Source organism: Methanoregula sp. (genome assembly GCF_028679125.1).
Lineage (GTDB): Archaea > Halobacteriota > Methanomicrobia > Methanomicrobiales > Methanospirillaceae > Methanoregula.
Genome location: NZ_JAJRCG010000001.1, coordinates 1 through 21,175, shown reverse-complemented (window position 1 = coordinate 21,175; position 21,175 = coordinate 1). Strand labels below are relative to the sequence as shown.

At 56.5% G+C, this 21,175-nt stretch carries 22 protein-coding genes and 1 tRNA gene; 10 read left to right on the top strand and 13 right to left on the bottom strand.

Features of this window, described 5'->3' with window-relative positions; all coding sequences use genetic code 11:
- Nucleotides 1-142 precede the first annotated feature (142 nt).
- From LUQ43_RS00115 to LUQ43_RS00090, 6 genes are all read left to right on the top strand, one after another.
- Nucleotides 143-1,258, top strand: a complete 1,116-nt coding sequence (locus tag LUQ43_RS00115; protein WP_299962534.1) for an ABC transporter substrate-binding protein — start codon at nt 143-145, stop codon at nt 1,256-1,258.
- Nucleotides 1,259-2,035: 777 nt separating this feature from the next.
- Nucleotides 2,036-2,227 (top strand): winged helix-turn-helix transcriptional regulator, encoded by a 192-nt coding sequence (locus tag LUQ43_RS00110; RefSeq protein ID WP_299962532.1) that lies wholly within the window; start codon nt 2,036-2,038, stop codon nt 2,225-2,227.
- 266 nt (nt 2,228-2,493) lie between these two features.
- Nucleotides 2,494-3,795, top strand: a complete 1,302-nt coding sequence (locus LUQ43_RS00105) for a phenylacetate--CoA ligase (protein WP_299962530.1) — start codon at nt 2,494-2,496, stop codon at nt 3,793-3,795.
- A gap of 118 nt (nt 3,796-3,913) precedes the next feature.
- Nucleotides 3,914-5,518, top strand: coding sequence for a response regulator (locus tag LUQ43_RS00100; RefSeq protein ID WP_299962528.1), 1,605 nt, complete (start codon nt 3,914-3,916; stop codon nt 5,516-5,518).
- A gap of 141 nt (nt 5,519-5,659) precedes the next feature.
- A complete protein-coding gene (locus LUQ43_RS00095) occupies nt 5,660-7,312 on the top strand; it encodes a response regulator (protein ID WP_299962526.1) in 1,653 nt (550 codons plus the stop codon).
- 6 nt (nt 7,313-7,318) lie between these two features.
- Nucleotides 7,319-7,684 carry a response regulator gene (locus LUQ43_RS00090; RefSeq protein WP_299962524.1) on the top strand — a complete coding sequence of 122 codons (366 nt, stop codon included), beginning with the start codon at nt 7,319-7,321 and terminating at the stop codon, nt 7,682-7,684.
- Nucleotides 7,685-7,750: 66 nt separating this feature from the next.
- On the opposite strand, the gene LUQ43_RS00085 is transcribed toward LUQ43_RS00090, so the two are convergent.
- Nucleotides 7,751-8,071 carry a two-CW domain-containing protein gene (locus LUQ43_RS00085; RefSeq protein WP_299962522.1) on the bottom strand — a complete coding sequence of 107 codons (321 nt, stop codon included), beginning with the start codon at nt 8,069-8,071 and terminating at the stop codon, nt 7,751-7,753.
- A 231-nt stretch (nt 8,072-8,302) separates the two neighbouring features.
- On the opposite strand from LUQ43_RS00085, the gene LUQ43_RS00080 reads away from it, so the two are divergent.
- Together LUQ43_RS00080 and LUQ43_RS00075 are read left to right on the top strand one after the other, a co-directional pair.
- Nucleotides 8,303-9,166 carry a methanogenesis marker 8 protein gene (locus LUQ43_RS00080; RefSeq protein WP_299962520.1) on the top strand — a complete coding sequence of 288 codons (864 nt, stop codon included), beginning with the start codon at nt 8,303-8,305 and terminating at the stop codon, nt 9,164-9,166.
- A gap of 145 nt (nt 9,167-9,311) precedes the next feature.
- Nucleotides 9,312-10,019, top strand: coding sequence for a hypothetical protein (locus tag LUQ43_RS00075; RefSeq protein ID WP_299962519.1), 708 nt, complete (start codon nt 9,312-9,314; stop codon nt 10,017-10,019).
- 190 nt (nt 10,020-10,209) lie between these two features.
- Here the strand turns inward: LUQ43_RS00075 and LUQ43_RS00070 are convergent, their stop codons facing one another.
- The 8 genes from LUQ43_RS00070 to LUQ43_RS00035 all read right to left on the bottom strand — a co-directional run bounded on the left by LUQ43_RS00070 (nt 10,210) and on the right by LUQ43_RS00035 (nt 16,634).
- Entirely contained in the window at nt 10,210-11,421 is a 1,212-nt protein-coding gene (locus LUQ43_RS00070) for a PLP-dependent aspartate aminotransferase family protein (RefSeq protein WP_299962517.1), read from the bottom strand.
- 51 nt (nt 11,422-11,472) lie between these two features.
- Nucleotides 11,473-12,732: a cysteine--tRNA ligase gene (gene cysS / locus LUQ43_RS00065; protein WP_299962515.1), complete on the bottom strand. Its 1,260-nt coding sequence runs from the start codon at nt 12,730-12,732 to the stop codon at nt 11,473-11,475.
- A gap of 22 nt (nt 12,733-12,754) precedes the next feature.
- A tRNA-Cys gene (locus LUQ43_RS00060) sits at nt 12,755-12,827 on the bottom strand.
- A gap of 160 nt (nt 12,828-12,987) precedes the next feature.
- Nucleotides 12,988-14,148, bottom strand: a complete 1,161-nt coding sequence (locus LUQ43_RS00055; RefSeq protein ID WP_299962513.1) for a cystathionine gamma-synthase — start codon at nt 14,146-14,148, stop codon at nt 12,988-12,990.
- Between the two features lies 1 nt (nt 14,149).
- A complete protein-coding gene (locus tag LUQ43_RS00050) occupies nt 14,150-15,130 on the bottom strand; it encodes a cysteine synthase (RefSeq protein WP_299962511.1) in 981 nt (326 codons plus the stop codon).
- A 432-nt stretch (nt 15,131-15,562) separates the two neighbouring features.
- Entirely contained in the window at nt 15,563-15,787 is a 225-nt protein-coding gene (locus LUQ43_RS00045; RefSeq protein ID WP_299962509.1) for a hypothetical protein, read from the bottom strand.
- On the bottom strand, nt 15,784-16,140 hold the full coding sequence (locus LUQ43_RS00040) for a hypothetical protein (protein ID WP_299962507.1): 357 nt from the start codon (nt 16,138-16,140) through the stop codon (nt 15,784-15,786). The genes LUQ43_RS00045 and LUQ43_RS00040 overlap by 4 nt, the downstream gene beginning before the upstream one ends.
- Before the next feature lie 134 nt (nt 16,141-16,274).
- Nucleotides 16,275-16,634, bottom strand: a complete 360-nt coding sequence (locus LUQ43_RS00035; RefSeq protein ID WP_299962505.1) for a metalloregulator ArsR/SmtB family transcription factor — start codon at nt 16,632-16,634, stop codon at nt 16,275-16,277.
- A 206-nt stretch (nt 16,635-16,840) separates the two neighbouring features.
- Between LUQ43_RS00035 and LUQ43_RS00030 the strand changes: the two genes are divergently transcribed.
- Nucleotides 16,841-18,124 carry an amino acid permease gene (locus tag LUQ43_RS00030; RefSeq protein WP_299962503.1) on the top strand — a complete coding sequence of 428 codons (1,284 nt, stop codon included), beginning with the start codon at nt 16,841-16,843 and terminating at the stop codon, nt 18,122-18,124.
- 159 nt (nt 18,125-18,283) lie between these two features.
- Entirely contained in the window at nt 18,284-18,832 is a 549-nt protein-coding gene (locus LUQ43_RS00025) for a putative zinc-binding protein (protein ID WP_299962501.1), read from the top strand.
- A 38-nt stretch (nt 18,833-18,870) separates the two neighbouring features.
- On the opposite strand, the gene LUQ43_RS00020 is transcribed toward LUQ43_RS00025, so the two are convergent.
- The 4 genes from LUQ43_RS00020 to LUQ43_RS00005 form a co-directional block, all read right to left on the bottom strand.
- Complete coding sequence (locus LUQ43_RS00020) at nt 18,871-19,026, bottom strand: hypothetical protein (RefSeq protein ID WP_299962499.1); 156 nt, start codon at nt 19,024-19,026, stop codon at nt 18,871-18,873.
- Nucleotides 19,027-19,068: 42 nt separating this feature from the next.
- Nucleotides 19,069-19,623, bottom strand: a complete 555-nt coding sequence (locus tag LUQ43_RS00015) for a DUF3795 domain-containing protein (RefSeq protein WP_299962496.1) — start codon at nt 19,621-19,623, stop codon at nt 19,069-19,071.
- Between the two features lie 175 nt (nt 19,624-19,798).
- On the bottom strand, nt 19,799-20,260 hold the full coding sequence (locus LUQ43_RS00010; RefSeq protein ID WP_299962493.1) for a hypothetical protein: 462 nt from the start codon (nt 20,258-20,260) through the stop codon (nt 19,799-19,801).
- Nucleotides 20,261-20,337: 77 nt separating this feature from the next.
- The gene (locus LUQ43_RS00005) at nt 20,338-20,841 is read right to left on the bottom strand and encodes a hypothetical protein (protein WP_299962491.1); all 504 of its coding nucleotides are present in this window, start codon (nt 20,839-20,841) and stop codon (nt 20,338-20,340) included.
- Between the last annotated feature and the right edge of the window lie 334 nt (nt 20,842-21,175).

Below are 21,175 nucleotides of genomic sequence, written 5' to 3'. Positions count from 1 at the left end.
GGCAATCCGCAGTCAGGATCTCCTATCCCGGTTGGTTGTTTTTGCCGGATCGTGCGTTAACACGGATCCAGAATACACCCTCCACCCCCTCCGGGGATTCCCGGGATGCATGCGTGATACGCCGTTAACAGGAGCAAAATTCATGAAAAAAAGCAGTTCGTACTTACTCATCGTACTGGCCCTTCTCGTCATTGGCATGGCAGTCATTGCTGGATGCACGGGATCGAATAAACCCGCAACAACCACATCCTCTTCAACGCAGGTACCAGCCACACCATCCGCAGCACAGTTAACCCCCCTGAATGTCGGGTATCTCCCCAACAACGGGCATGCGCTCATCTTTATTGCAAAGGAGCAGGGATACTTTGAGAAAGAGGGCCTGGACGTCACGCTCTTCCAGTTCCAGAACAGTGCCGAAGGCACCAATGCCATCCTCGCAAAGAAAGTCGATGTCGGTGGTTTTGGCTTAACCCCGCTGGTCTTCATCTCGAAAGGCGCCAATGAGACCATCATCGGAGGCCTTGACGGGGATGCTGCCGGTCTCGTTGTCACGGCTGACAAGGCGGACCAGTACAAGAACCTGAACACCACTGCCGATCTGGTGATCTTCAAGGGAAAGACCATCGCCACGGTCAGGGCATCTACCGGGGATATTCACTTCCGTGATGCTCTCACCAAGGCAGGCCTTGACTTAAAGAAGGATATTACGATCCAGGAACTCGCGTCTCCTTCAGCGGTACTTGAAGCGGTCAAGGCCGGCAAGGTCGATGCCGGACTGGTCTGGACGCCCTACATGGAACTGGCAGAGAGTCAGGGCCTTCGTGTCGTGCTCTATACCGGTGATTTCTATCCCAGACACCCCTGCTGCAGGATTGCAGTCCTGACCGATGAACTCACCGCGAACCGTGATACCTACGTCCGCTTCGATAAAGCGTTAATCGAGTCCTACAAGTGGCTGTCAGAAAATCCTGATGCGTCCGTGGATGTTGTGGGAAAATATGTGAGTGTCGACAAGAGCGTCCTGAAAGAGGCGATGACCAACGGGAAGACCTACAATTCCCCGGATCCGAATACCAAGGGTATTGACAAGATCTACACGATGATGAAGAACATGAACTACATCAATACCACGGTCAATATCGACGATCATATTGACAGGACTGTCTACAAACAGGCGCTGGATGAACTCACCCAGGCAAACCCGAACGATCAGTTCTACAAGGACCAGCAGACGGTCTACGTAACCCTGAATGAATAAGGGCTATCCAAACCCTATTTTTCGCATTTTTTCTGATACCCGATCTCCAGGGTACTACCGACATCCGGGATCCGCAGAGGGATAGACAGGTCTCGTCTCAGCATACCAACAGATCCCTCAGCGGATACTCTGGCATGTCAGGCTACAGGGACCAGACAGCAGGATATACCGGAGCGTGAAGCACCGGCTGATCCTGCCAACGGATACCGTATTTCAGAGGAACAGGAGATTTTTGCCTCTGTACCGGACTATATAGCAGCCCGCGGCGCAGGTATTTCTATGTCACTGAGATCCATTTCCCGCAGGTATCGTCGACGGGATCGTCTCCACCTGCGATTCGATGAACGCCAGCCTCCCGTCATCTACTCCCTGAACAGCACGGGTTCACTATTCGGGAGTACGAACGCTGGGCCCCGCCGTGATTCAGAGGGTTACTGAACCGGGAACCATCCGCCCGGACCGTATCCAAAAATGCGCGGCAGGAATGGAGCTTGTATGCCATATGCACCACAAGCATATTTATCATGCATGTCATGGAGAGGGAATATCACGAGGATAGGCGTTTATTTTTAAAACAGAACGATATTCAACCTTTTCATCATGAGAATTTACCAGAATTCCCGGTCCCGCGAAACCGAAATACTTAACAATTGTGAACCCAGAAGTTGTTATGGTGATCCACTATGAGGGATCGTTTTTGTTGTAAACACCAACACCAATAACAGCAGAATCGCACAGATCGGGCACCTGCCGCCATCGGCAAAGCTCGTATTCAAAGTGCTGGAATCGGGCGGACAGCTTACCCAGAAGGATCTCATCCGCGAGACCTCTCTCCCGTCAAGGACTGTCCGGTACGCATTGAACAGGCTTAAGGAAGAGCAGTTCCTCATCGAGCGCCATTATTTCATTGACGCCCGCCAGAGCCTCTATGGGCTGAACAAGCCAACATCCGAGGTGAGCGCTGTATGATGCGGCCCCCCATGTATACCATCCTTTTCACTCATGCAGCCCCGTAAAGGGGTTCACTATCCATCATTTACTTCCGGTTCGTCCGGTCTTCGTTTTTCATGCAGAGTCCCAAACGGCATTACACCTGTATCCGCAAAGTGAGAATTGCGGCAAAAATGTCTCCTATATCCGGGTATATTTCGATTCGGGACAATTTGATGTGAGATAACAGGTACTTGCCGGGCAGACTTCCCGTGCCGTGCCCGATACCATGAATAAGGTGTACCATGACCGATAAGAAATACTGGGACAAGACCATCGAGACCATGCCACGGAAGGATCTGGAGAAATACCAGCTGAAACTCTTAAACAACGAGATCGCGTTCGCCCGCAAGGGGTCCCCGTATTACAAGAAGATACTCCCAGCAAAGAAACTCAGTTCCGTTGACGATATCCGGAACCTGCCGTTCCTCACCAAGCAGACCATCCGGGAACGCCAGCAGGCCAGCGAACCGTTCGGGGATCTCGTGGCCGTGCCCGAGAACGAGATCGTGTACATCTCCGCATCGAGCGGTTCCACGGGAGTCCCGACAGCATCGCCCTTCACGGCACAGGATTTCGAGGACTTCATCGACTGCCAGGCCCGCCTCTTCTGGCGGAGCGGTATGCGGAATACCGACCGGTATATCCATGCGCTGAACTTCTCGCTCTTCATCGGGGGTCCCTGTGTCCTGGGCGCCCAGAAACTCGGGGCGCTCAGCATCCATGCCGGGTCCATCCCCTCCGAACGGCTGCTGAACTTCGTCAAACAGTTCCAGCCCGGCTGGACCTGGACCACACCGTCCTTTGCCTGGTACCTGGGCGAGACCGCAAAGAAACTGGGGATCGATCCGGCAAAAGACCTCAGTATCCGGAATATCATCTGCTCGGGGGAACCCGGCGGGGCGATCAAGGAGACCCGGGAGAACATCGAGGACCTCTGGAACGCGAACCTGTACGAATATTACGGACTCTCCGACATCTTCGGGGCCTGTGCAGGGTCCTGTACCGAGAAGTCGGGCATCCACATCGAGGAGGACCACATGATCGTGGAAGTCCTCGACCCCAAGACCGGGGAGCCGGTCGGCGAGGGTGAACGCGGGGAGATGGTCCTGACCACCTTAAAGAAGCGTGCACGCCCCCTCATCCGCTTCCGGACCGGGGATATCGTCACCTACACCGACGAGAAATGCGACTGCGGCCGGACGCACAAGCGCCTGCACGGCATCCACGGGAGGACAGACGACATGCTCATTGTCAAGGGTGTCAACGTCTTCCCGAGCGACGTCGAAGCCGTGGTCCGCGGTGCGGATTACCTGACCGGCGAGTACCGTCTCATCGTGGACCGGGCAAAACATCTCGACGTACTGACCATCGAGGTGGAGAACACGAAGAAGAAACCGGCAGAAGTACAGGCTCAGCTTGCAACTGCAATTAAGGCACGGCTCGGCGTGACGGCACAGGTGATCGTGCACCCGCCGGGAACCCTGCCACGGGAGACTCACAAGGCGAAGAGGATCATTGACAAACGGGCGAATGTCTGGGAATAATATCCCGGATCCATTCCCCTTTTTTCAAGAGAATCCCCCGGGCCTGACCCGGATACCCGCAAGGGTTGTTGTTCCGGCAGAGTTTTCCCTCTGATTACCATTCACAGGAGGAAAAAACATGATATCAGTACTCTATATCGACGATGACCCGGAACTTCTCCAGGCAGGCAGAACCCTGCTCGAAGAATCCGGGTTTCTCTCGGTAGAGACCTGCCGCTCGGATACAGAAGCACGCGAACGGCTCCGGCATACAACCTATGATGCAATACTGTCTGAGAACTGCCCGCCGGACATTGACGGTTCCCGGCTTCTCCGGGAGGTCAGGAGAATATCGCCCCTGCTTCCGGTCCTGTTCTTTGCCAGGACGTATTCGGGGGATGCCGTCATCGATGCACTGAACGGCGGGGCGGATCATTACCGGCAAAAAGGCAGGGATCCAACAACACAGTACGGGGAACTGGCACACCAGATACGGGCCGCTGTCGAACGCCGCATGTCTGCCCGCAGGACCGCACATCTCGCACGCCTCTACCGGATCATTTCGCAGACCAATGCGGCATCAGCCAGTCTCCGTAACAGGAAGGCGCTGCTTGAAGAGGTCTGCCGCATTGTCGTTGCTGACGGGAGTTTCCTGAGTGCATGGATCGGGCTTTTCCGCTATGACAACGGCTGCTTTGAACCGGAGGCCTGGTACTGCAGGACCGATGATACCGGGTACCCTCCCGTCAGCGCAGAGGACCTTCTGGCGCTTGGATCTGCCCTCAAGGAGATTGTCATCGGCAAGGGCATTTATTACGCCAGCACCGACAACCGCCACGATCCGCTCCTGGCACCCTGGGCGGGAAGTCTCGCTGCGCATGGCATCGGATCCAGCGCAGCATTCCCCCTCCGGGTCGGCGACCAGGTGATCGGGGTGATGATATTCAACGCCCAGGAAACCGGATTCTTCAGCGAGGAGGAGGTACAGCTGCTCGTTGAACTGACCGACACCCTGTCGCTCGCCCTGGAACTGATGGAAAAAGAGTACCTGATCACCAAGCTGATCCAGCTGAGCGATGCTCTCCAGCTGGCAAACAAGAAACTCAACCTGCTCTCCAACATAACAAGGCACGACACCCTGAACCAGCTCACGGCCCTCGGGGGATATATCGAACTCGCACGGATGCAGACAACCGACCCGGACGTACTCGAATATATCCAGAAAGAAGAAAGGGCTCTTGAGAGCATCCGCCAGCAGATCAGTTTCACCCGGGAATACCAGAATATCGGCGTCCATGCCCCCCTCTGGCAGAATGTTCAGGATATTGTTGAACGGGCTTCTCGCACGGCCAGCATGGGACAGGTGAAGATCCGGTCGGATCTGCAATCCATCGAGATATTTGCCGATCCCCTGCTGGAAAAGGTATTCTTCAACCTGCTCGAGAACGCCAGGAACCACGGGATGAATGTCTCCCGGATCCACTTCTCTGCACGGGAATCAGACAGCGGGCTCATCATCACCTGCGAGGATAACGGGGGCGGGATACCGGATGCAGAAAAAGAGAATATTTTCAACCGGAAATTCTTCAAAAATACCGGTTTTGGCCTCTTCCTCTCCCGCGAGATCCTCGCAATAACCGGGATTCTTATCCGGGAGACCGGGATATCCGGGACCGGTGCACGATTCGAGATCATCATACCAAACGAAAAATTCAGGGTTCCTTTCCAGCAGGGGATCTTATGATCACCCGGTTTCATCCATCAATTCATCTTCCGGGGGTCCCGGGGACGTAACAATCCGTACAGATGGCCCCGCTCCCGTCAGCGCGTCATCCACCAGCACGACCAGCACACACCAGACATACCACCACCACACGTGACCACCATGATATCCGTCCTTTACGTTGACGACGATCCTGCCCTGCGGGATCTCGGGAAGATCTTTCTGGAAAAGATAGGGAATTTCTCCGTTGAGACCTGCAACTCGGGCCCGGAGGCGCTGGAGCGCCTTGAACAGGTATCGTACCACGCAGTCCTCTCGGATTATGACATGCCGGAGATGAACGGCATCCAGTTCCTCAAGGAAGTGCGTTCACGCTACCCGACCCTCCCGTTTATCATCTTTACCGGCAGGGGCCGGGAGGATGTCGTCGTCGAGGCCCTGAACAACGGCGTGGACTTTTACCTCCAGAAAGGCGGGGAGCCCAAATCCCAGTTTGCCGAACTCTCCCACAAACTCCGGGCTGCAGTCCAGCGCCGGCAGTCCGCTGAACAGATCAAGCACCTCGCCCGCCTTTATGCGGTCCTCTCCCGGACCAACGAGGCTGCGGCATATATCCGTGACCGGACTGCCCTGCTCGCGGAAGTCTGCCAGATTGCTGTCAGGGACGGGGGATTTCTCATGGTCTGGGCGGGACTGATCGGGTCTGAGCCGGATTCGTTCGAGGCTGTTGCCCATTGCAGCAGCGTGGGCGATCCTTCCCTGCCACCTTCGGAACCGGGCGAGATATTGCCGCTGGATGCCCCACCCACCCGTGTTGCCATAACCGAGGGACGGTATAATGTCATCGCGGATACCCGCGAAGATCCGCAGTTCGCACCCTGGAAGGACCGGGTGTCGGTATCCGGGTTCCGGTCGAGCGCAGCGTTTCCGCTCCGCGTCGGGGAACGGGTGATCGGCGCCATGACGTTTTATGCCAGGGAACCTCGGTTCTTCGATGAGGAAGAGGTGCAGCTGCTCCTTGAGCTGACCGACAATATTTCTATTGCACTCGAACTCATGGAGCGGGAGCAGGATATCACTGAACTCAAACAGATGGGTAATGCACTCCGCTCGGCGAACAACAAACTGAACCTGCTGAACAATATCATCCGGCACGACATTCTCAACACCGTAGCCGGGCTGCTCGGTCTGGAGGACATGGCACTCGACATCATAGACAACCGGGAGGCAAGGGAGCTGCTCAGCGAGATCAAGGGTTCGACCCGGAAGATCCAGGAGCAGATCACCTTTACCCGGGAATACCAGACCATAGGGGTTCAGTCACCCCAGTGGCAGAATGTCGTGGAAGTCGTGGAGCGTGCCGGTGCACAGGTTGATCACCGGGATATCGCCATCGTCATAAATGTCCCGGATACGGAGATCTATGCCGATCCCCTGTTTGAGAAGGCCGTGTATAACCTTCTCGACAATGCGATACGGTACGGGGAAACCATCAGCACGATCCGGTTCCACACGCAGGATATTCCTGATGGCCATATCCTCATCTGCGAGGATGACGGGATTGGTGTGGCGGATCACCTGAAGGAGCGGATCTTCGAGCAGGGGTATGGAAAGCACACCGGGCAGGGCCTGTTCCTCGTGCGGGAGATCCTTTCCATCACCGGCATCTCCATTTCTGAGAACGGTTCTCCGGGAAAAGGAGCACGATTCGAGATGGTCGTCCCCCGGAACGGGAGCCGGATGACCATCCGCAGCAACGAGGAGGTAGCCCTCCCCACAGGAACAGGATCGGACCATGCAGTGATCATGAGGTGATACAGAATGGGACAACCACGGATAGTTATCGTTGAAGATGATGATATACTGGCAAAAACCACGGAGTGGAGGGTACGGAAACTGGGATACGGGTTCTCCGGCCGGGCTGCGAGCGGGAAAGAGGCAATCGGACTCATTATGAGAGAACACCCGGATGTTATCCTGATGGATATCAACATCCGCGGGGAACTGGACGGGATCGAAGTAGCGGAACTTATCAGGACGCAGTTTGATATTCCCGTCATCTTCATGACCGCCAACATGGACAAGGAGACGATTGCACGTGCCAAAGCAACCGGCCCGAAAGGCTACCTGGTGAAACCGTTTGACGACCAGGATCTCAGGGTTGCGATTGAACTTGCGATACCATAATAAAAAATATTAAAAAAACCCTGCACATGAACCGGATTCTGATGCGATCCGTCACGGGCGAGACCGTTATTCAAGGGGAAACTGGTCCTTCCCGAGCCGTTCCAGGATCTTTGCCGATGTCTCGAACCGTGGTTTCTCCTCACGCTGTACCCGCTGGTAAAACTCGCAGTTAAGACAGTTGCCGATCTTTGCAGCATAGGTTCCCTGGACCCTGCCGCCGCACATGGTGCCGCTGATGGCCCAGCAGGCCCGGCCACCGTTTGTTCCATGGTTGACACCATCCGTCCGTGCCTCTGTTGATGCCGGGCAGATCCCCAGTTCTGCTGCTTTTGCCCCTCCGGGCTGGCGGCCGCAGTTCTTGAATTCCCAGCAGTTTTGAGTTGTCATACAGGATCACTTGTTCCCGTACCCATAAAAAGGAGCAGAAAACGGTAAGAGTTACCCAGAAGACGATGACCGTACGTCGCAGATCAAGAATGCAGACTGAATCTCCCTCACCCCCGAACAAGAGGCAACAATTGCCGCAATCCCCACATGGATACTGGCGCAGGCAGACATACTGATCACTTCTGATAGAGCCGGGCTTCTCCGGCCTGATGCTGAAAGGAGTGAAGGATCATGACGCCATCGCAACCGGATGAGCATATCATCGAGGCAATCGGCAGGTCCCGGATCGTGATCCGGGATGGGGTCATCGTAGAGATCGGGGATGCCCGGATAAAGGAGTGCCCGCTGGCAAAGCGGTTCGCCCACCCGGTCCCCATAATCACCAAAGACGCGGTCCGGGCCAACATCGAGCACCGGATGAAGGCCTTTGGCATGTGCACGCCCCGCCGGGACGTGCTCGACACGAAGGAGTTCGTGGGATTCGGTGCAACCGAACTGCTCGGTTTTGCATCCCAGGTGGGATTGATCGATGCCGCGGTGCTGGCATGCGACGGTGCCGGGACGGTCATCGTGAAGAAGCCTGCCCTGATACAGGGGGTTGGCGGCAGGATGTCGGGGCTCTTCTCGACCAGCCCGATCCCGGACGTTATCCGGCGTATCGAAGAAAACGGGGGCATTGTCGTGGACAAGGTTCATGTCTCGCTCGACCAGTTCAGCGGGGTGAAACGTGCGCACGAGGCGGGATACCGGAAGGTTGCGGTCAGCGTTGCCCGGCCTGAGGTTGCCCGTAAAATCCGGGATGCTTACCCGGACACACTCATCTTCGGGGTCCACGTAACCGGGCTCACCCGCGGGGAGGCAGAAGAGATGGTTGCGACAGCCGACCTGATGACCGCGTGCGCCTCGAAGACCGTGCGGGAAGTCGCCGGTGCTAAAGCCCTTGTCCAGGCCGGGGTCTCAGTGCCCATATTCGCCCTCACGAACCGGGGCAAAGAGATCATCATCGAGAAGATCCGGCAGAGCAATGAGCAGGTGCTCATCAAGCCTGCCCGTCTCCCATCCCTCGATGCCAGCCAGCCGGATCCGCTCATCTGATCTCTTTTTTGGGGAAAATCCCTAAAACCATTCCGTTACCCTGACGGAAGACAGTACAATAGTGCATGATTCTTTCCGCTATTTCCCCGGATTGTGATCATCCCGACAAAAATTGCTGAAATGAGACCTATTTAGCAATTATATCGTGAATATGCCTGTTGCGGCAGGAGTTCCTGCCCGCAGGATACGATTGACCATGATGAAGTCAGCAGGTGCTAAACACAGCGATGGTTGTAGCGAGACGGCCATGATGACTGCAGCAAAGTGTATGGACATGCGTATGGAGAAGGCGGTCTGTGATTTCCAGGCTGTCATGTCCCAGTGCATGGCGCAGTGCATGACCGCCCGATCAATGGAACCTATGCAGATGAACGCCACCATGATGAAGTCCATGAAGGATCTTTCCATGATGATGACAGACTGCATGAACACCGCGAGCATGGACGCATCCATGATGAAGTCCATGAAGGGCCTCACCATGATGATGAAGACGTGCATGGACAACAGGTGCATGGACGCCCCCACCATGGCGTGCATGAGCGAGATGCAGATGATGATCTCCCGTCATATGGACGCCATGTGCATGGATGCAGGATGCATGGATGCCAAGCGCATGGACTCGATGTGCATGGGCTCCTCCCTGATGAAATCCATGAGCGGGATGCAGATGATGATCACGAAGTGCATGTCCCAGTGCATGGAAACTGAATGCATGAAGATGCCGGCTATGGCGTCCAAATGCTCGGAGTCCCGCATGAAGAAAGCACTCTGCGAGATCCAGATGATGCTCCCCCAGTGCATGTCCCAGTGCACGAACGCCGGATGCTCCGTAAAGAAGATGCCGGCAAACTAAGAACAGCAGATCCGCGAACCGGCCCCGGGCGGGCAAGAGAGATGGTACATTCCCGTCCCGGGCCAGTCTTTCCCGGTTACCCGGACAACTCTTCTTTCGTTTTGCACTAGTCAGGAGACTACGGGAACGATTTTTTTGACTGACAGCAGATGCCTGTTACGGATTATTAAAAAGAGGGAGACCTGCACGATCAGATGCCGTCAAGGGCGTACGCGAGGTCCGCGATGAGGTCGGCCGGGTCTTCAAGGCCCACCGAGAGACGGAATATTCCATCCCCTGCAAAGGCCCGGTAGGACTGCTCCTGTGCCGGGGTCATCCGGAAGGAGGTCCGGAGCATTTCCGATGTAGGGAGATAGAAGATGAGGCTCCGGTGGTGGCCGAGCGAGACTGCATAGTGAATGACGGAGAGCCGGTCCGCAAGGATCGTTGCTGCACGGGCACCGTCCCGGACCTGGAACGTGACCATGCCGGAGAAATTTGAAAGCTGCCTCTTTGCAAGCTCGTGCTGCGGGTGGGATGGGAGCCCGGGATAGATGACCCGTATCACCTTCGGGTGGGCTTCAAGGAAGCGGGCAACAGCAAGGGCTCCCTCCTCGTGGGCCTTCATACGGAGGGGGAGTGTTGCCGCACCGCGCTGGATCAGCCAGGCATTGAACGGGCTGATAATCCCGCCGGTCCGGATAGCGACCTCTTTTCTGATCCTTGTTATGTCCTCCTTCTGCCCCAGCACGGCCCCGCCGATTGCATCCCCGTGGCCGCAGATGTACTTGCTCAGGGAGTGGATCACGAAATCCGCCCCGAGCCCGAGCGGCCGGATACCGATGGGTGAGGAGAAGGTCGCATCTACCGCGAGACGTGCACCGTGCTCCCGGGCGATTGCCGCAAGTGCTGCGATATCGGTGAGGCGGAGGATCGGGTTCGCAGGGGTCTCGGCATAGATGAGGCGGGTGTTGGGCCGCAGGGCAACCCGGACATTCTCCGGGTCGGACATGTCAACCTTTGTCACCGCAATGCCGAGCCGGGGGAGAAGCTCATTGGTCATCTCGGCCGTTGCCGCGTAGGAGACATCGCTGATGACGAGATGGTCTCCCGCAGAAAGGGTGTACAGGAGCGTGGCGGTGACTGCTGCCATCCCGCTCGCGAATGCAATGGCTGCCTCCGCGCCCTCGAGAGCGGCAAGCTTCTGCTCCAGCTGGTCGACCGTGGGGTTCTTCCACCGGGTGTAGAGGTACGGGGTGTTCTCGCCGAAATCTTCCGCGGAGAACGAAGCCTCCGCGTCGGCGATGAACGTAGTCGACATGACAATCGATGGTGCGGACGCGCCGGTCACGGGATCGGGGGATTCCCCGGCATGGATCGCGTCCGTGCGGATCCCGCGGGGGGGTTGTGAAGGTCTGGTCATGGTATCGGACCGGTCCTGCCGGGATATCCGACAAGGACATTATGGGAACGATCAGAGCGGTGCATCGGTGATACTGATACCGGCTGCCACCATACGTTCGCGGATCAGGTCCGCGACCTCGAACTGCTTCCTTGCCCGGAGCTCGTTCCGGATCTCATGCAGGACGCTCAACGGAGCACTCGTCTCGCGGAGGAAGTTGATCCCGAGGATTGCCCCGTACTCCCGCAGGGCCTCGATATCCCCGCTCGCGGCAAGGCTCTGGATCGCTGCAAGTGCCATCGGCGTGTTGAGGTCGGCATCCATCGCATCGGTGAAGGCTTTTCTTCCCTCCGGGTTCGCCCCGTTGTCCTTCTTTGCCACGGCGCGGATGTGATCGAGCCCCTTTGCCGCATTGGCCAGCCCCTCGTCGGTTGCCTGGAGAGGCGAGCGGTAGTGGGAGAGGAGGATGAAGTACCGCAGGACATCCGGGTTCCAGGTCTTCAGGGCGTCGCGGATGGTGATGAAGTTCCCGAGCGACTTGGACATCTTCTCGCCCTTGACGGTTAAAAATCCCGTATGCATCCAGTACTTCACCATCGGGTGCCTGCCTTCGAGCGACTCCATCTGGGCGATCTCCGCCTCGTGGTGGGGGAAGATCAGGTCCAGGCCCCCGCCGTGGATATCGTACTGCTGGCCGAAGTACTTCTCCGAGATGGCAGTATCCTCGATGTGCCAGCCGGGCCGGCCCCGGCCCCACGGGGAGTCCCAGGTATACTCGCCGTACTCGCCGGTTTTCCAGAGCGCAAAGTCGTTCGGGTTGTGTTTCGAGGCATCCGTCACACGGCTCACCCGTTTTGCCCGTTCCTGGCCGGAGAGTTCCCCGTTGCCATCGAACGTGTCCAGATCGAAATACACGCCGTTCTCCGTGACATAGGCCACGTTCTTTGCTATCAGGCGCTCCACCTGGTCGATGATCTCGGGGATATGGGTGGTGGCGCGGGCATAGTAACTGACTGCGTTGATCCCGAGGGTGTGCATGTCCCGCAGGTACTCGCGCTCGAACTTCCGGGCGAGCGCCGGCTGGGAGACGTTCTCTTCTTTTGCCCGGTTGATGATCTTGTCATCCACGTCCGTGATATTCTGGAGATAGAAGACCTCCTTGCCGGTCCACCGGAGGTATCTCGCCAGTACGTCGAAGACCGTATAGGTCCGGGCATGCCCGAGGTGGGAGTAATCGTACACCGTGGGACCGCAGACAAACAGGTAAACCTTATCCGGATGAAGGGTCACAAGCGGTTCAACGGTTCGTGTGAGCGTACTGTACAGATCCATTCTTCTGTTCTCCTTTGTATGACGCCGGCGGAGGGAGTCGGACCCCCAAACATCCGCTTTGCAGGCGAAGGCATTAACCGTTCTGCCACACCGGCTCCATGTGTCTGTTTCAACCGCCCTGTTCCGGATTACCGGTTCAGGACCGATGCATTGTTCATATCACGGTTCCGGAAGTTCAGGAATACCCTTCCCGGGTATGATTGAACTTCCACGGTACTTGCATATTAATCACACCTTCATTCACATCTCCTGAATTCAGATCGCGTCAAGGGCCTGCCCGAGATCCTGAACAAGGTCTTCGGCATTCTCAATACCCACTGATACACGGACGAGCGAGTCCTTCACGCCGACCTTCTCGCGATCCTTCTTCGGGATCGAGGCATGGGTCATCGTTGCCGGGTGCTCGATGAGGGACTCGACCCCCCCGAGGCTCTCGGCAAGGGCAAAGAGATGCAGGTTCGCGAGGAAACGCCGTGCCTCAGCCTCCCCTCCCTTCAGTTCGAACGAGAGCATGCCGGAGAAACCGCTCATCTGCTTCTTTGCCAGGGCATGCTGCGGATGGGAGGGGAGTCCCGGGTAGTAGACCTCCCGGACCTTTTCGTGGCCGGCAAGGTACCGTGCAATCTCCAGCGCATTCTTCTCGTGGCGCTCCATTCTCAACGCAAGCGTCTTGATGCCCCGGGCAATGAGGAAACTGTCGAAGGGCGAGAGGATCGCTCCCGCAGCGTTCTGGTTGTACCGGATCTTCTGGAACAGCTCCTCGTCCGAGAGCACGACCGCCCCGCCCACCGAATCGGAATGCCCGTTGATGTACTTGGTGGTGCTGTGGACAACGATGTCTGCACCGAGGGCGATCGGCTGCTGGAAGTACGGGCTCGCGAAGGTGTTGTCAACGATAACCCTGACCCCCGCGTCGTGGGCGATACCCGCGATCTCCCGGATATCGCAGAGCCGGATCAGGGGGTTGGTCGGGGATTCGAGCCAGATGAACCGGGTGTTCTTCTGTATCGCCGCCTTGACGTTCTCAGGGTTCCGGGCATCCACGTAGGAGAACCCGATCCCGAAACTATCGTGAAAGACATGGTTGAAGAGCCGGCGCGTTCCCCCGTAGAGGTCATCGAAGGCTACGACATGATCGTCCTTCTTCAAGAGGGACAGGCCGACGGTTGTCTCCGCTGCAAGCCCCGATGAGAAAGCAAGCCCGTGGGCCGCACCTTCGATAGCCGCGAGTTTCTTCTCCAGCGCGAACCGTGTCGGGTTCCCGCTCCGGGAGTACTCGAACCCGCCGGTGGGTGCATCGACCTCCTTCCGGGCGAACGTTGACGAAAGGTGGATGGGGACGACAACGTCGCCGCTTGCTCCCCCGGTGTAGACCGGTTCCTCACCCGCGTGTACTGCATTGGTTGCAAAGGCCATCTCAGATCACGTCCCCGAATCCGTTCGTCTTCATCCACTCGTCATTGAAGATCGTGGAGAGGTAATTCCTGCCCGTATCCGGGAAGAGGACGACGACAACGTCGTCCTTTTTCAGCGTGCGGGCCAGGCCGACTGCCGCGAAGGCTGACGCCCCCGCGGTCCCGCCAACGAGAAGACCCTCTTCCCGTGCAAGCCTGCGGGTCATCCGGAACGCATCCGCATCTCCGACAACGATGATATCGTCCACAACGCTGAGGTCCACGGTATCCGGGATGAAATCCTCACCGGTCCCTTCGACTTTGTACGGCCCGGTCTCGGGCTCCGTACCATAGAATGTGTGGTGGTAGATCGAGCCCTCCGGATCGACCCCGATGATTTTGATATCGGGATTCTTCTCCTTGAGGTACCGCCCGGTGCCCGAGATCGTTCCCCCGGTCCCGATACCTGCGACAAAGTGCGTGACTCTGCCATCGGTATCGCGCCAGATCTCCGGGCCGGTTGTCGTGTAGTGGGCAGCCGGGTTGTCGGGGTTCTTGAACTGGTTGGGGACAAACGATCCGGGCGTCTCGCGTGCCACCCGGTCGGCCACTTTGTAGTAGCTCCGCTCATCTTCCGGCGGCACGTTGGTGGGGGTCCGGATCACATCCGCGCCATAGGCCCGAAGGAGGATCTCCTTCTCTCTGCTCATCTTCTCCGGTAGGGTGAAGACCGTCTTGTACCCCCGTGAAGCCGCGAACTGGGCAATCCCTGCGCCGGTGTTGCCGGACGTTGGCTCGACAACCGTGCCTCCTGCGGCGATCTTTCCGGCCTGTTCGGCCCGGACAAGCATGGACTTTGCCGTCCGGTCCTTGATGCTCCCGCCGGGATTGAGGCTCTCCATCTTGGCGAGCACGAGCGGTGCTGTCCCGGGATGGAGAGTGCGGTCGAGCCGCACGAGGGGGGTGTTGCCGATGAATTCGGTGATGTTGTTGTAATATTTCATGGAGTATTCCTGTGGGAGATCGATGCCACGCGGGGCGTATTCTCATGGCAGGACGGAAACTGGTGTGGATGGCCCCGCAAACGGGGACCGTCACAAAGGCGCTATCGTATGCGCATCAGCGACAACACGGGAAGAAGATCATATCAAAATAGGGAAGGCTGAGTAACGACTGCTGGCGTACGCCTGCGAACTGCCGCATAGGCCATGCATTCGTGTTCCTGGAAACCTGGTTCATTTTTCATCCTTCCTTGTGAGTGAATTTCCTGTGCTGTTATTACCTGATGTAAGGGTGATTACTATGTTCTGCCCGTATTCATAAATACGTTCAGATTGCGGAAATTTTGGTCATATTTGCTCAAATTCCGGGTAATTGCGGCAACTATTGCCGCAATCCTGTACGGATCTCCCCGGCATTGTCGTAACGCCGGGGGGTTACGAGGACTTGTCCTGCACCGTCAGCGCTGCCGAACTCACGAGAGCGATCTGGTTCTGGATATCGAGTCCTTGTGCAAAGGAGGCCATCGATTCCTGCAATGGCAGGGAGGGGCTGGGGATTCCCAGTTCCGAGCATGCCGGTATGATGTGCCAGTAGTGGACTTTCCTCCTGAAATCTTCAGAGTCCTGGAAGAATCCGAATCCCACGGTTCCGTAGGTCACAGGTTCTCCGCCTCCACCCGTGCGTATTCCGCGAATACGGGGTTCGATGCATAATCATAGTAGTGCATGAGGGTGCAGGCAGTGTTCATGTGGCTCCGGGCCCGTGCGAGCCGGCTTAACATCTGGGCGGTGTCCAGGTAGAACTCCACCAGATCGTTCTCTGTGCCGTACGTTTCATCCTCCTGAAGGCTGGTTCCCTGCTGGAAGAAGAACCGATCGTGCTTGTGCAGATGGTCCCGTGCTTCCGCAGCCACCCTGTCAAGATCGTCGATTGCGGTGACGATTTCGGATAGGTTTGCGAGAATCTTCTGCCGGTATTCCCGGCGTTTTTCCCGCTCTGCTGTTGCCTGCATGATTGTGTATAAGAGTCTCCTTGTATGCATATAAGGCATAATTTAGCGGCAAAAAATGCAGAATAATATGATTGAGAGAGATAAGAATTGTGCCCGCTACAACGGACTTAAGGTGAGAGGATCAGTTCCCGGAATCAGCTGATCGCGGCCCCCATGATCCGCCGGAGCACCGGCATCATCGTCCCGTTCAGGGTGTAGATCTTGTGGTTCGACCGGTAGTACGATTCGATAAGCCCGCCGTCCTTGAGTTTTTTCAGGTTATAGGAGATGAGATTCTGCGGCTCTTCAAAGACATAGAAGAATTCGCAGACGCAGTGATCCCGTTTCAGGAGCATCAGGATGATATTGAGCCGGAGCGGGTGGCCAAGCAGTTTGAGGAGCCGGTGGAATTCTCTCACCGGCTCTTCAGAGAGCATCGCCTTTTCGGCACGCAGTTCATCTTCCCAGTCGCTCCGGAGAGCGCAGTCGGCGGGACAGCAGCGGGCAGTTGCCATGCGTACACCATGGACATTGCGGGACATAATACGATCCCACAAGTATGTGCCGGGCCGTCCTCAAATGAAGAGAGAAGCGTCCGGTTTCCATTTTTATTGAAATCCGGTTTCAGGATATATAGGGAAAGACGCTGTTTTTAACATGAAAACAGGGAACGTGAGCACTGGACAATGCAGATTTTTTTTCCTGTTCTGGGAAGTGGGACATGCAGGACTCCCTGAAAACCAGAGGTGTCCTCAGGCTGCCGCAGGTTGTAGCCCTCTATACCGGAGCAGTCCTTGGCTCGGGCATCCTGATCCTCCCCGGTCTGGCAGCCGAACTCGCGGGGCCGGCGTCCCTTGTTGCATGGGGCCTGATGGCACTCCTCGTAGTACCCATGGCCCTGACCATGGGGCTGCTGTCTGCTAAGTATCCCGATGCCGGGGGAGTCTCCTCATTTGTTTCAAAAGCCTTCAATCCCCAAATCGGTTCATTGATCGGATGGTTCTTTCTTCTCTCGGTGGTTGTCGGGGCACCGGTCCTCGCCCTTACGGGAGCAGGGTATATCTGCGCAGCAGCCGGTCTCGGGGACACGTTCCGGCTCCTGATCGCACTGGCAATCCTGTCTGCCGGCATTCTCCTGAATTATACCGGCATGAAAATTACCGGCCAGGTCCAGGTGGCAGTCGTTTTGACCATCATCATCGTCATCATTGTCACGGTTATGGGAAGTATTTCTTCCATTGAACCCTCGAACTTCACCCCTTTCATGCCCTCCGGCTGGGAGAGTATCGGTCACGCATCTGCTCTGTTGTTCTGGTGCTTTATCGGGTGGGAAGCCATATCGCATATCTCCGGGGAATTCGAAAACCCGCAGCGGGACGCGATCCGGGGCACCCTGATCGCTTCTCTGATCATCAGTCTCCTCTACTTCCTCACCGCGTTCGTTGTGGTCGGAACCCACAGTTATGGTCCGTCACTTTCCGATGTGTCTCTGGTCCACATCATCAGGACATCGTTTGGTCCGGCGGGCGCGGTCGTTGCCGGTATCGCAGCCCTCTTCATCTGCATAGCGCCGGCTCTTGCTTACATCGGTGCCGCCTCCCGTCTCGCATGTTCGCTGGCCACCAGCGGATTTGCGCCACGCCAGATGGCCAGAAAGTCAAAAAAGTTCCACACCCCTCTCGGGGGTCTCCTGTTCCTCGCGGGATGTTTTTTTATCCTGCTTTTCGTGTTCAGTACCCGTATTGTTTCCATTTCCACGCTGATCCAGATCCCGAGCGGGACTTTCATCCTGACCTATATCGGCGGTTGTGCTGCCGGGATCGTTCTCCTGAAGGGCAGCCGGTGGGGCGTCCTTTTCAGCGTCATCTCCCTCATCCTTACCAGCGCGGTTTTCCTCTTTGTCGGGTGGGCGGTCCTGTACCCGCTCGCCATCATGCTCATCTGGAGTATCTTCATTGTGATCACCGGCAGGCACCGGGGAATCTTCACGTTCCACGCCTCCTGATAGGTAAACCCGCGAAAAGACGGTCGGATTTCAAGCTTTTTTGAAATCCGGTTCCGGGATATATATTGCGACGCTTCCCATGCAGTATGCAGGAGATCGAAGAACGCACAACGCATTCTTCTCTTCCTCCCAGCATGAGGGCTTGCCGGGTGAGAAACCATGGATTACGAAACGATACAGATTACCAAAGTGACCGGGAAATGCCCGGCCTGCGAGGACTATGCGGATACAAATTCCACCACACCGCCGAAGATCGCGGTGATGGCCTGCGAGGGTGCATGTGCCCGGGGAGAGGTTGCCCGCCGGGCAGCGAACCTGGTCGCCCACCGGCTGGCCCGCGATGAGACGGTGCGGATCTGTCTTGGCGGTGCGTTCACGAAGGACACCGGCCAGCGGAACCTCGTACGCCGGGCAGAGAAGGTGATCGCAATCGAGGGCTGTTTTATCAACTGCTCGTCGCGGATGATGGAAGGCGTGATCCCGGACCTGAAGCCGGTGATCGTGCGGGCGGACCTGATCTACAATCTCGACCTGCCATTCGGGATCGATGAGGTGCCGGATGAGATGTTCACGGTGTACGCGTACAAGGTCGCCGAGCAGGTAGTCAGGGATTATGTAAACACCACCGGAAGCGGTTCACCGGAGAAAAACGGGGGTTGTGCCGGGGGATGCGGATCGAAACCGGCTATAAAGGGCTGCGGGAAATAACCGAAAAACAACGGCAGGAGGCATCCCCTGCCGGTTATTCATGGATCGATCATGGCCATCATCCTGATGATCTGTTCAGCCGTTGCCGGGTCCACCCCCTGCGTAAGCATGAGACCGGCCGTGACGATGAAGAGGGGCCAGAAGACTTTTACCTGCCGGTTCTTCCCAAAATGTTTCGATTGCGAGAAGACCATTTGACCCTGATGAGAGGAAATGTGATAAAAAAAACGTTCTTGTTATTTTCTCAACTTCAGGTAGTAGTTCCTTTGCTGGGCAACTTCATCCAGCAGTGCATGAAGAACCCGTGATTTCCCTTTACTATCCAACCCCTCGGATCTCTTTTTCGCTTCCGTCAGAGTTTCTTCCAATTCAGGTATTTCCATAACGGTCGCGGCAATGCAATAGTACCTTTTTGAACGCCCTTCATTAAACTCCCCCAGCATCTCTTGTAAGAGGCGTTCTCTTGTTTTTTGCGTCTTTTCAAATTCCTTTATCCCATGGTTCTGGATGAATGCGATATCAGCCTCAAGTGTCTGGTAACACTTGAATGAATCGGCTTTCTCCCCGGCTTTACGGTGTTTCGCCCATGTTACGCAGGTTTTATGGTCTTCGCAATCCCAGCAGAATTCAACTCCTTTTTTCTTCAGGGCACAGGTAATAAAAGGGCACCCGGCACAGGTTCTGGATTCGGTTTTACAACCGCCGCACCTGCTTGGACCATCCGTGTGGTAATGAGGGCAAAGCCTGCAGGAGAGACCGCAGATGGCTATTTCCGGGTATTGAATGTTCATGGGTATCCACCCTACTATCACCCGGTATTTCTATAAGAATGATTCATACACAGAGTGAACGTAAGAGTAATCCTCATAAAATAGGGTCTGCAATTTCAACGGGCAAATGCACACGGGAATGTTCCGGCGGATAGCATAAAGAAATAGCAGGGGTGGTAAGCCCCTGCCTGTACGTTTATGGGATAAGTCCCACAAGCATCTCTGCCATCTTCTGTGCCGTTGCCGGGTCCACCACCTGCGCCAGCACGAGGCCGACGGTGGCGATGAAGAGGGTCCAGAAGACCTTCTTTGTCTGATCGTTCTTGCCGAATGCCTCCAGCACCGCATCGGTGTCCGCTTTCATGGCATAGCGGATGAGCCGGGGCACGAAGACGAAGAGCGGCAGGAACAGGATCGCTGTGCCGATAACGGCAAGCGACAGTTCCGTCCGCCCGGCAAACCAGACTCCGGCGGGGATTGCGATGATCCCCGCAAGGAGACCGGCCATCACGACCTCGCCGAGCCCGAACCAGGTCCGGTACTCTGCAGGGTCTTCGTCCTTTTCAGGGTTCGTCAGTTCCACGGGATCGAACATGCCGATCGCGTGGAGCACACCCCAGCAGAAGGTGCGGAGCGGGTACCTGAGGGTTGTTTCCATAACCATCCTCCACCAGGGGATGGCCGGATGAGGGAGAGATCCGGGGGATCCTCCCCCGGGCCATCATCCCTGCGGGCTTATGCCAGGGCGGTTACCCCGTCGGCCCAGGTCTCAAGCTTCGTCCGGATCGAGTCGTCCTCGTAGGACGAGATCGTCACCTGCTGCCGGGAGAAGTTCACGAGATAGATCTCCCCGTTGGGATCATGGCACTTCAGGGTTGCCGAGAAGCTGTCCGATGCAGCATCGTGGACCGGTGTGCCGGCATGGGCCGTGTTGTTGGCGGTGTTGGCGAGTACAGCGGAGATCCCGGCAGTGAAGCCGGCCATCGTGTTGTAACTCTCGGCACCTTTTCCCACGGTCTTTGCATCGGTGTCCTGGTACACGAACCGTGCCGTGTAGGACTCCCTGGTCTTCTCTACGGGCGGGTGGTTTGCGCCCGAGCTCATATACGATACACACCCGAACGGGTTGCTGGTGATGACGTTCTGGACGATCGTGTTGAATGCGTCCACGCCTGCAATCGGGTTCGCCAGTTTGCGAACCGCGCTCTTCACATTGGTGTTCTGTGCGAAATCTGCCATTTCTCAATTCCTCCTTTGCTGTTCTGGTTTTCCTTATGTCTCGGGGCGCCCTTTGACATTACAGCATTGGCAGCGGGGATATAACGGATAATTCCAGGGGTGTTAATCCGGGGCAAATGCATGGATAAAAGTAAGATTCAGGCAATTCGGTGCGGATTGGCACTGGTAGGAAACAATATTGATGCCTTTATTGAAAATCAGCAGAGTTCAAACGCTGCTATGGATAAGTCAGCCTACCTATGGCTACAGGATAGAAATTGAGGATGCAGCAAGCTAAGGAAACGCCCGAGGATCCAGCGCGAGAACTAACAATCAAGAATTAGTGGTTTGGTTT

Excerpts from the sequence above, each read along its gene's own strand:
- LUQ43_RS00085 (WP_299962522.1), bottom strand. The coding sequence starts at position 8,071 with ATGACAACTCAAAACTGCTGGGAATTCAAGAACTGCGGCCGCCAGCCC.
- LUQ43_RS00015 (WP_299962496.1), bottom strand. The coding sequence starts at position 19,623 with ATGAACATTCAATACCCGGAAATAGCCATCTGCGGTCTCTCCTGCAGG.
- LUQ43_RS00095 (WP_299962526.1), top strand. The coding sequence starts at position 5,660 with ATGATATCCGTCCTTTACGTTGACGACGATCCTGCCCTGCGGGATCTC.
- LUQ43_RS00090 (WP_299962524.1), top strand. The coding sequence starts at position 7,319 with ATGGGACAACCACGGATAGTTATCGTTGAAGATGATGATATACTGGCA.
- LUQ43_RS00115 (WP_299962534.1), top strand. The coding sequence starts at position 143 with ATGAAAAAAAGCAGTTCGTACTTACTCATCGTACTGGCCCTTCTCGTC.
- LUQ43_RS00070 (WP_299962517.1), bottom strand. The coding sequence starts at position 11,421 with ATGACCAGACCTTCACAACCCCCCCGCGGGATCCGCACGGACGCGATC.
- LUQ43_RS00050 (WP_299962511.1), bottom strand. The coding sequence starts at position 15,130 with ATGAAATATTACAACAACATCACCGAATTCATCGGCAACACCCCCCTC.
- LUQ43_RS00100 (WP_299962528.1), top strand. The coding sequence starts at position 3,914 with ATGATATCAGTACTCTATATCGACGATGACCCGGAACTTCTCCAGGCA.
- LUQ43_RS00055 (WP_299962513.1), bottom strand. The coding sequence starts at position 14,148 with ATGGCCTTTGCAACCAATGCAGTACACGCGGGTGAGGAACCGGTCTAC.
- cysS (WP_299962515.1), bottom strand. The coding sequence starts at position 12,732 with ATGGATCTGTACAGTACGCTCACACGAACCGTTGAACCGCTTGTGACC.
- LUQ43_RS00005 (WP_299962491.1), bottom strand. The coding sequence starts at position 20,841 with ATGGCAGATTTCGCACAGAACACCAATGTGAAGAGCGCGGTTCGCAAA.
- LUQ43_RS00105 (WP_299962530.1), top strand. The coding sequence starts at position 2,494 with ATGACCGATAAGAAATACTGGGACAAGACCATCGAGACCATGCCACGG.
- LUQ43_RS00010 (WP_299962493.1), bottom strand. The coding sequence starts at position 20,260 with ATGGAAACAACCCTCAGGTACCCGCTCCGCACCTTCTGCTGGGGTGTG.
- LUQ43_RS00025 (WP_299962501.1), top strand. The coding sequence starts at position 18,284 with ATGGATTACGAAACGATACAGATTACCAAAGTGACCGGGAAATGCCCG.
- LUQ43_RS00030 (WP_299962503.1), top strand. The coding sequence starts at position 16,841 with ATGCAGGACTCCCTGAAAACCAGAGGTGTCCTCAGGCTGCCGCAGGTT.
- LUQ43_RS00035 (WP_299962505.1), bottom strand. The coding sequence starts at position 16,634 with ATGGCAACTGCCCGCTGCTGTCCCGCCGACTGCGCTCTCCGGAGCGAC.
- LUQ43_RS00040 (WP_299962507.1), bottom strand. The coding sequence starts at position 16,140 with ATGCAGGCAACAGCAGAGCGGGAAAAACGCCGGGAATACCGGCAGAAG.
- LUQ43_RS00020 (WP_299962499.1), bottom strand. The coding sequence starts at position 19,026 with ATGGTCTTCTCGCAATCGAAACATTTTGGGAAGAACCGGCAGGTAAAA.
- LUQ43_RS00080 (WP_299962520.1), top strand. The coding sequence starts at position 8,303 with ATGACGCCATCGCAACCGGATGAGCATATCATCGAGGCAATCGGCAGG.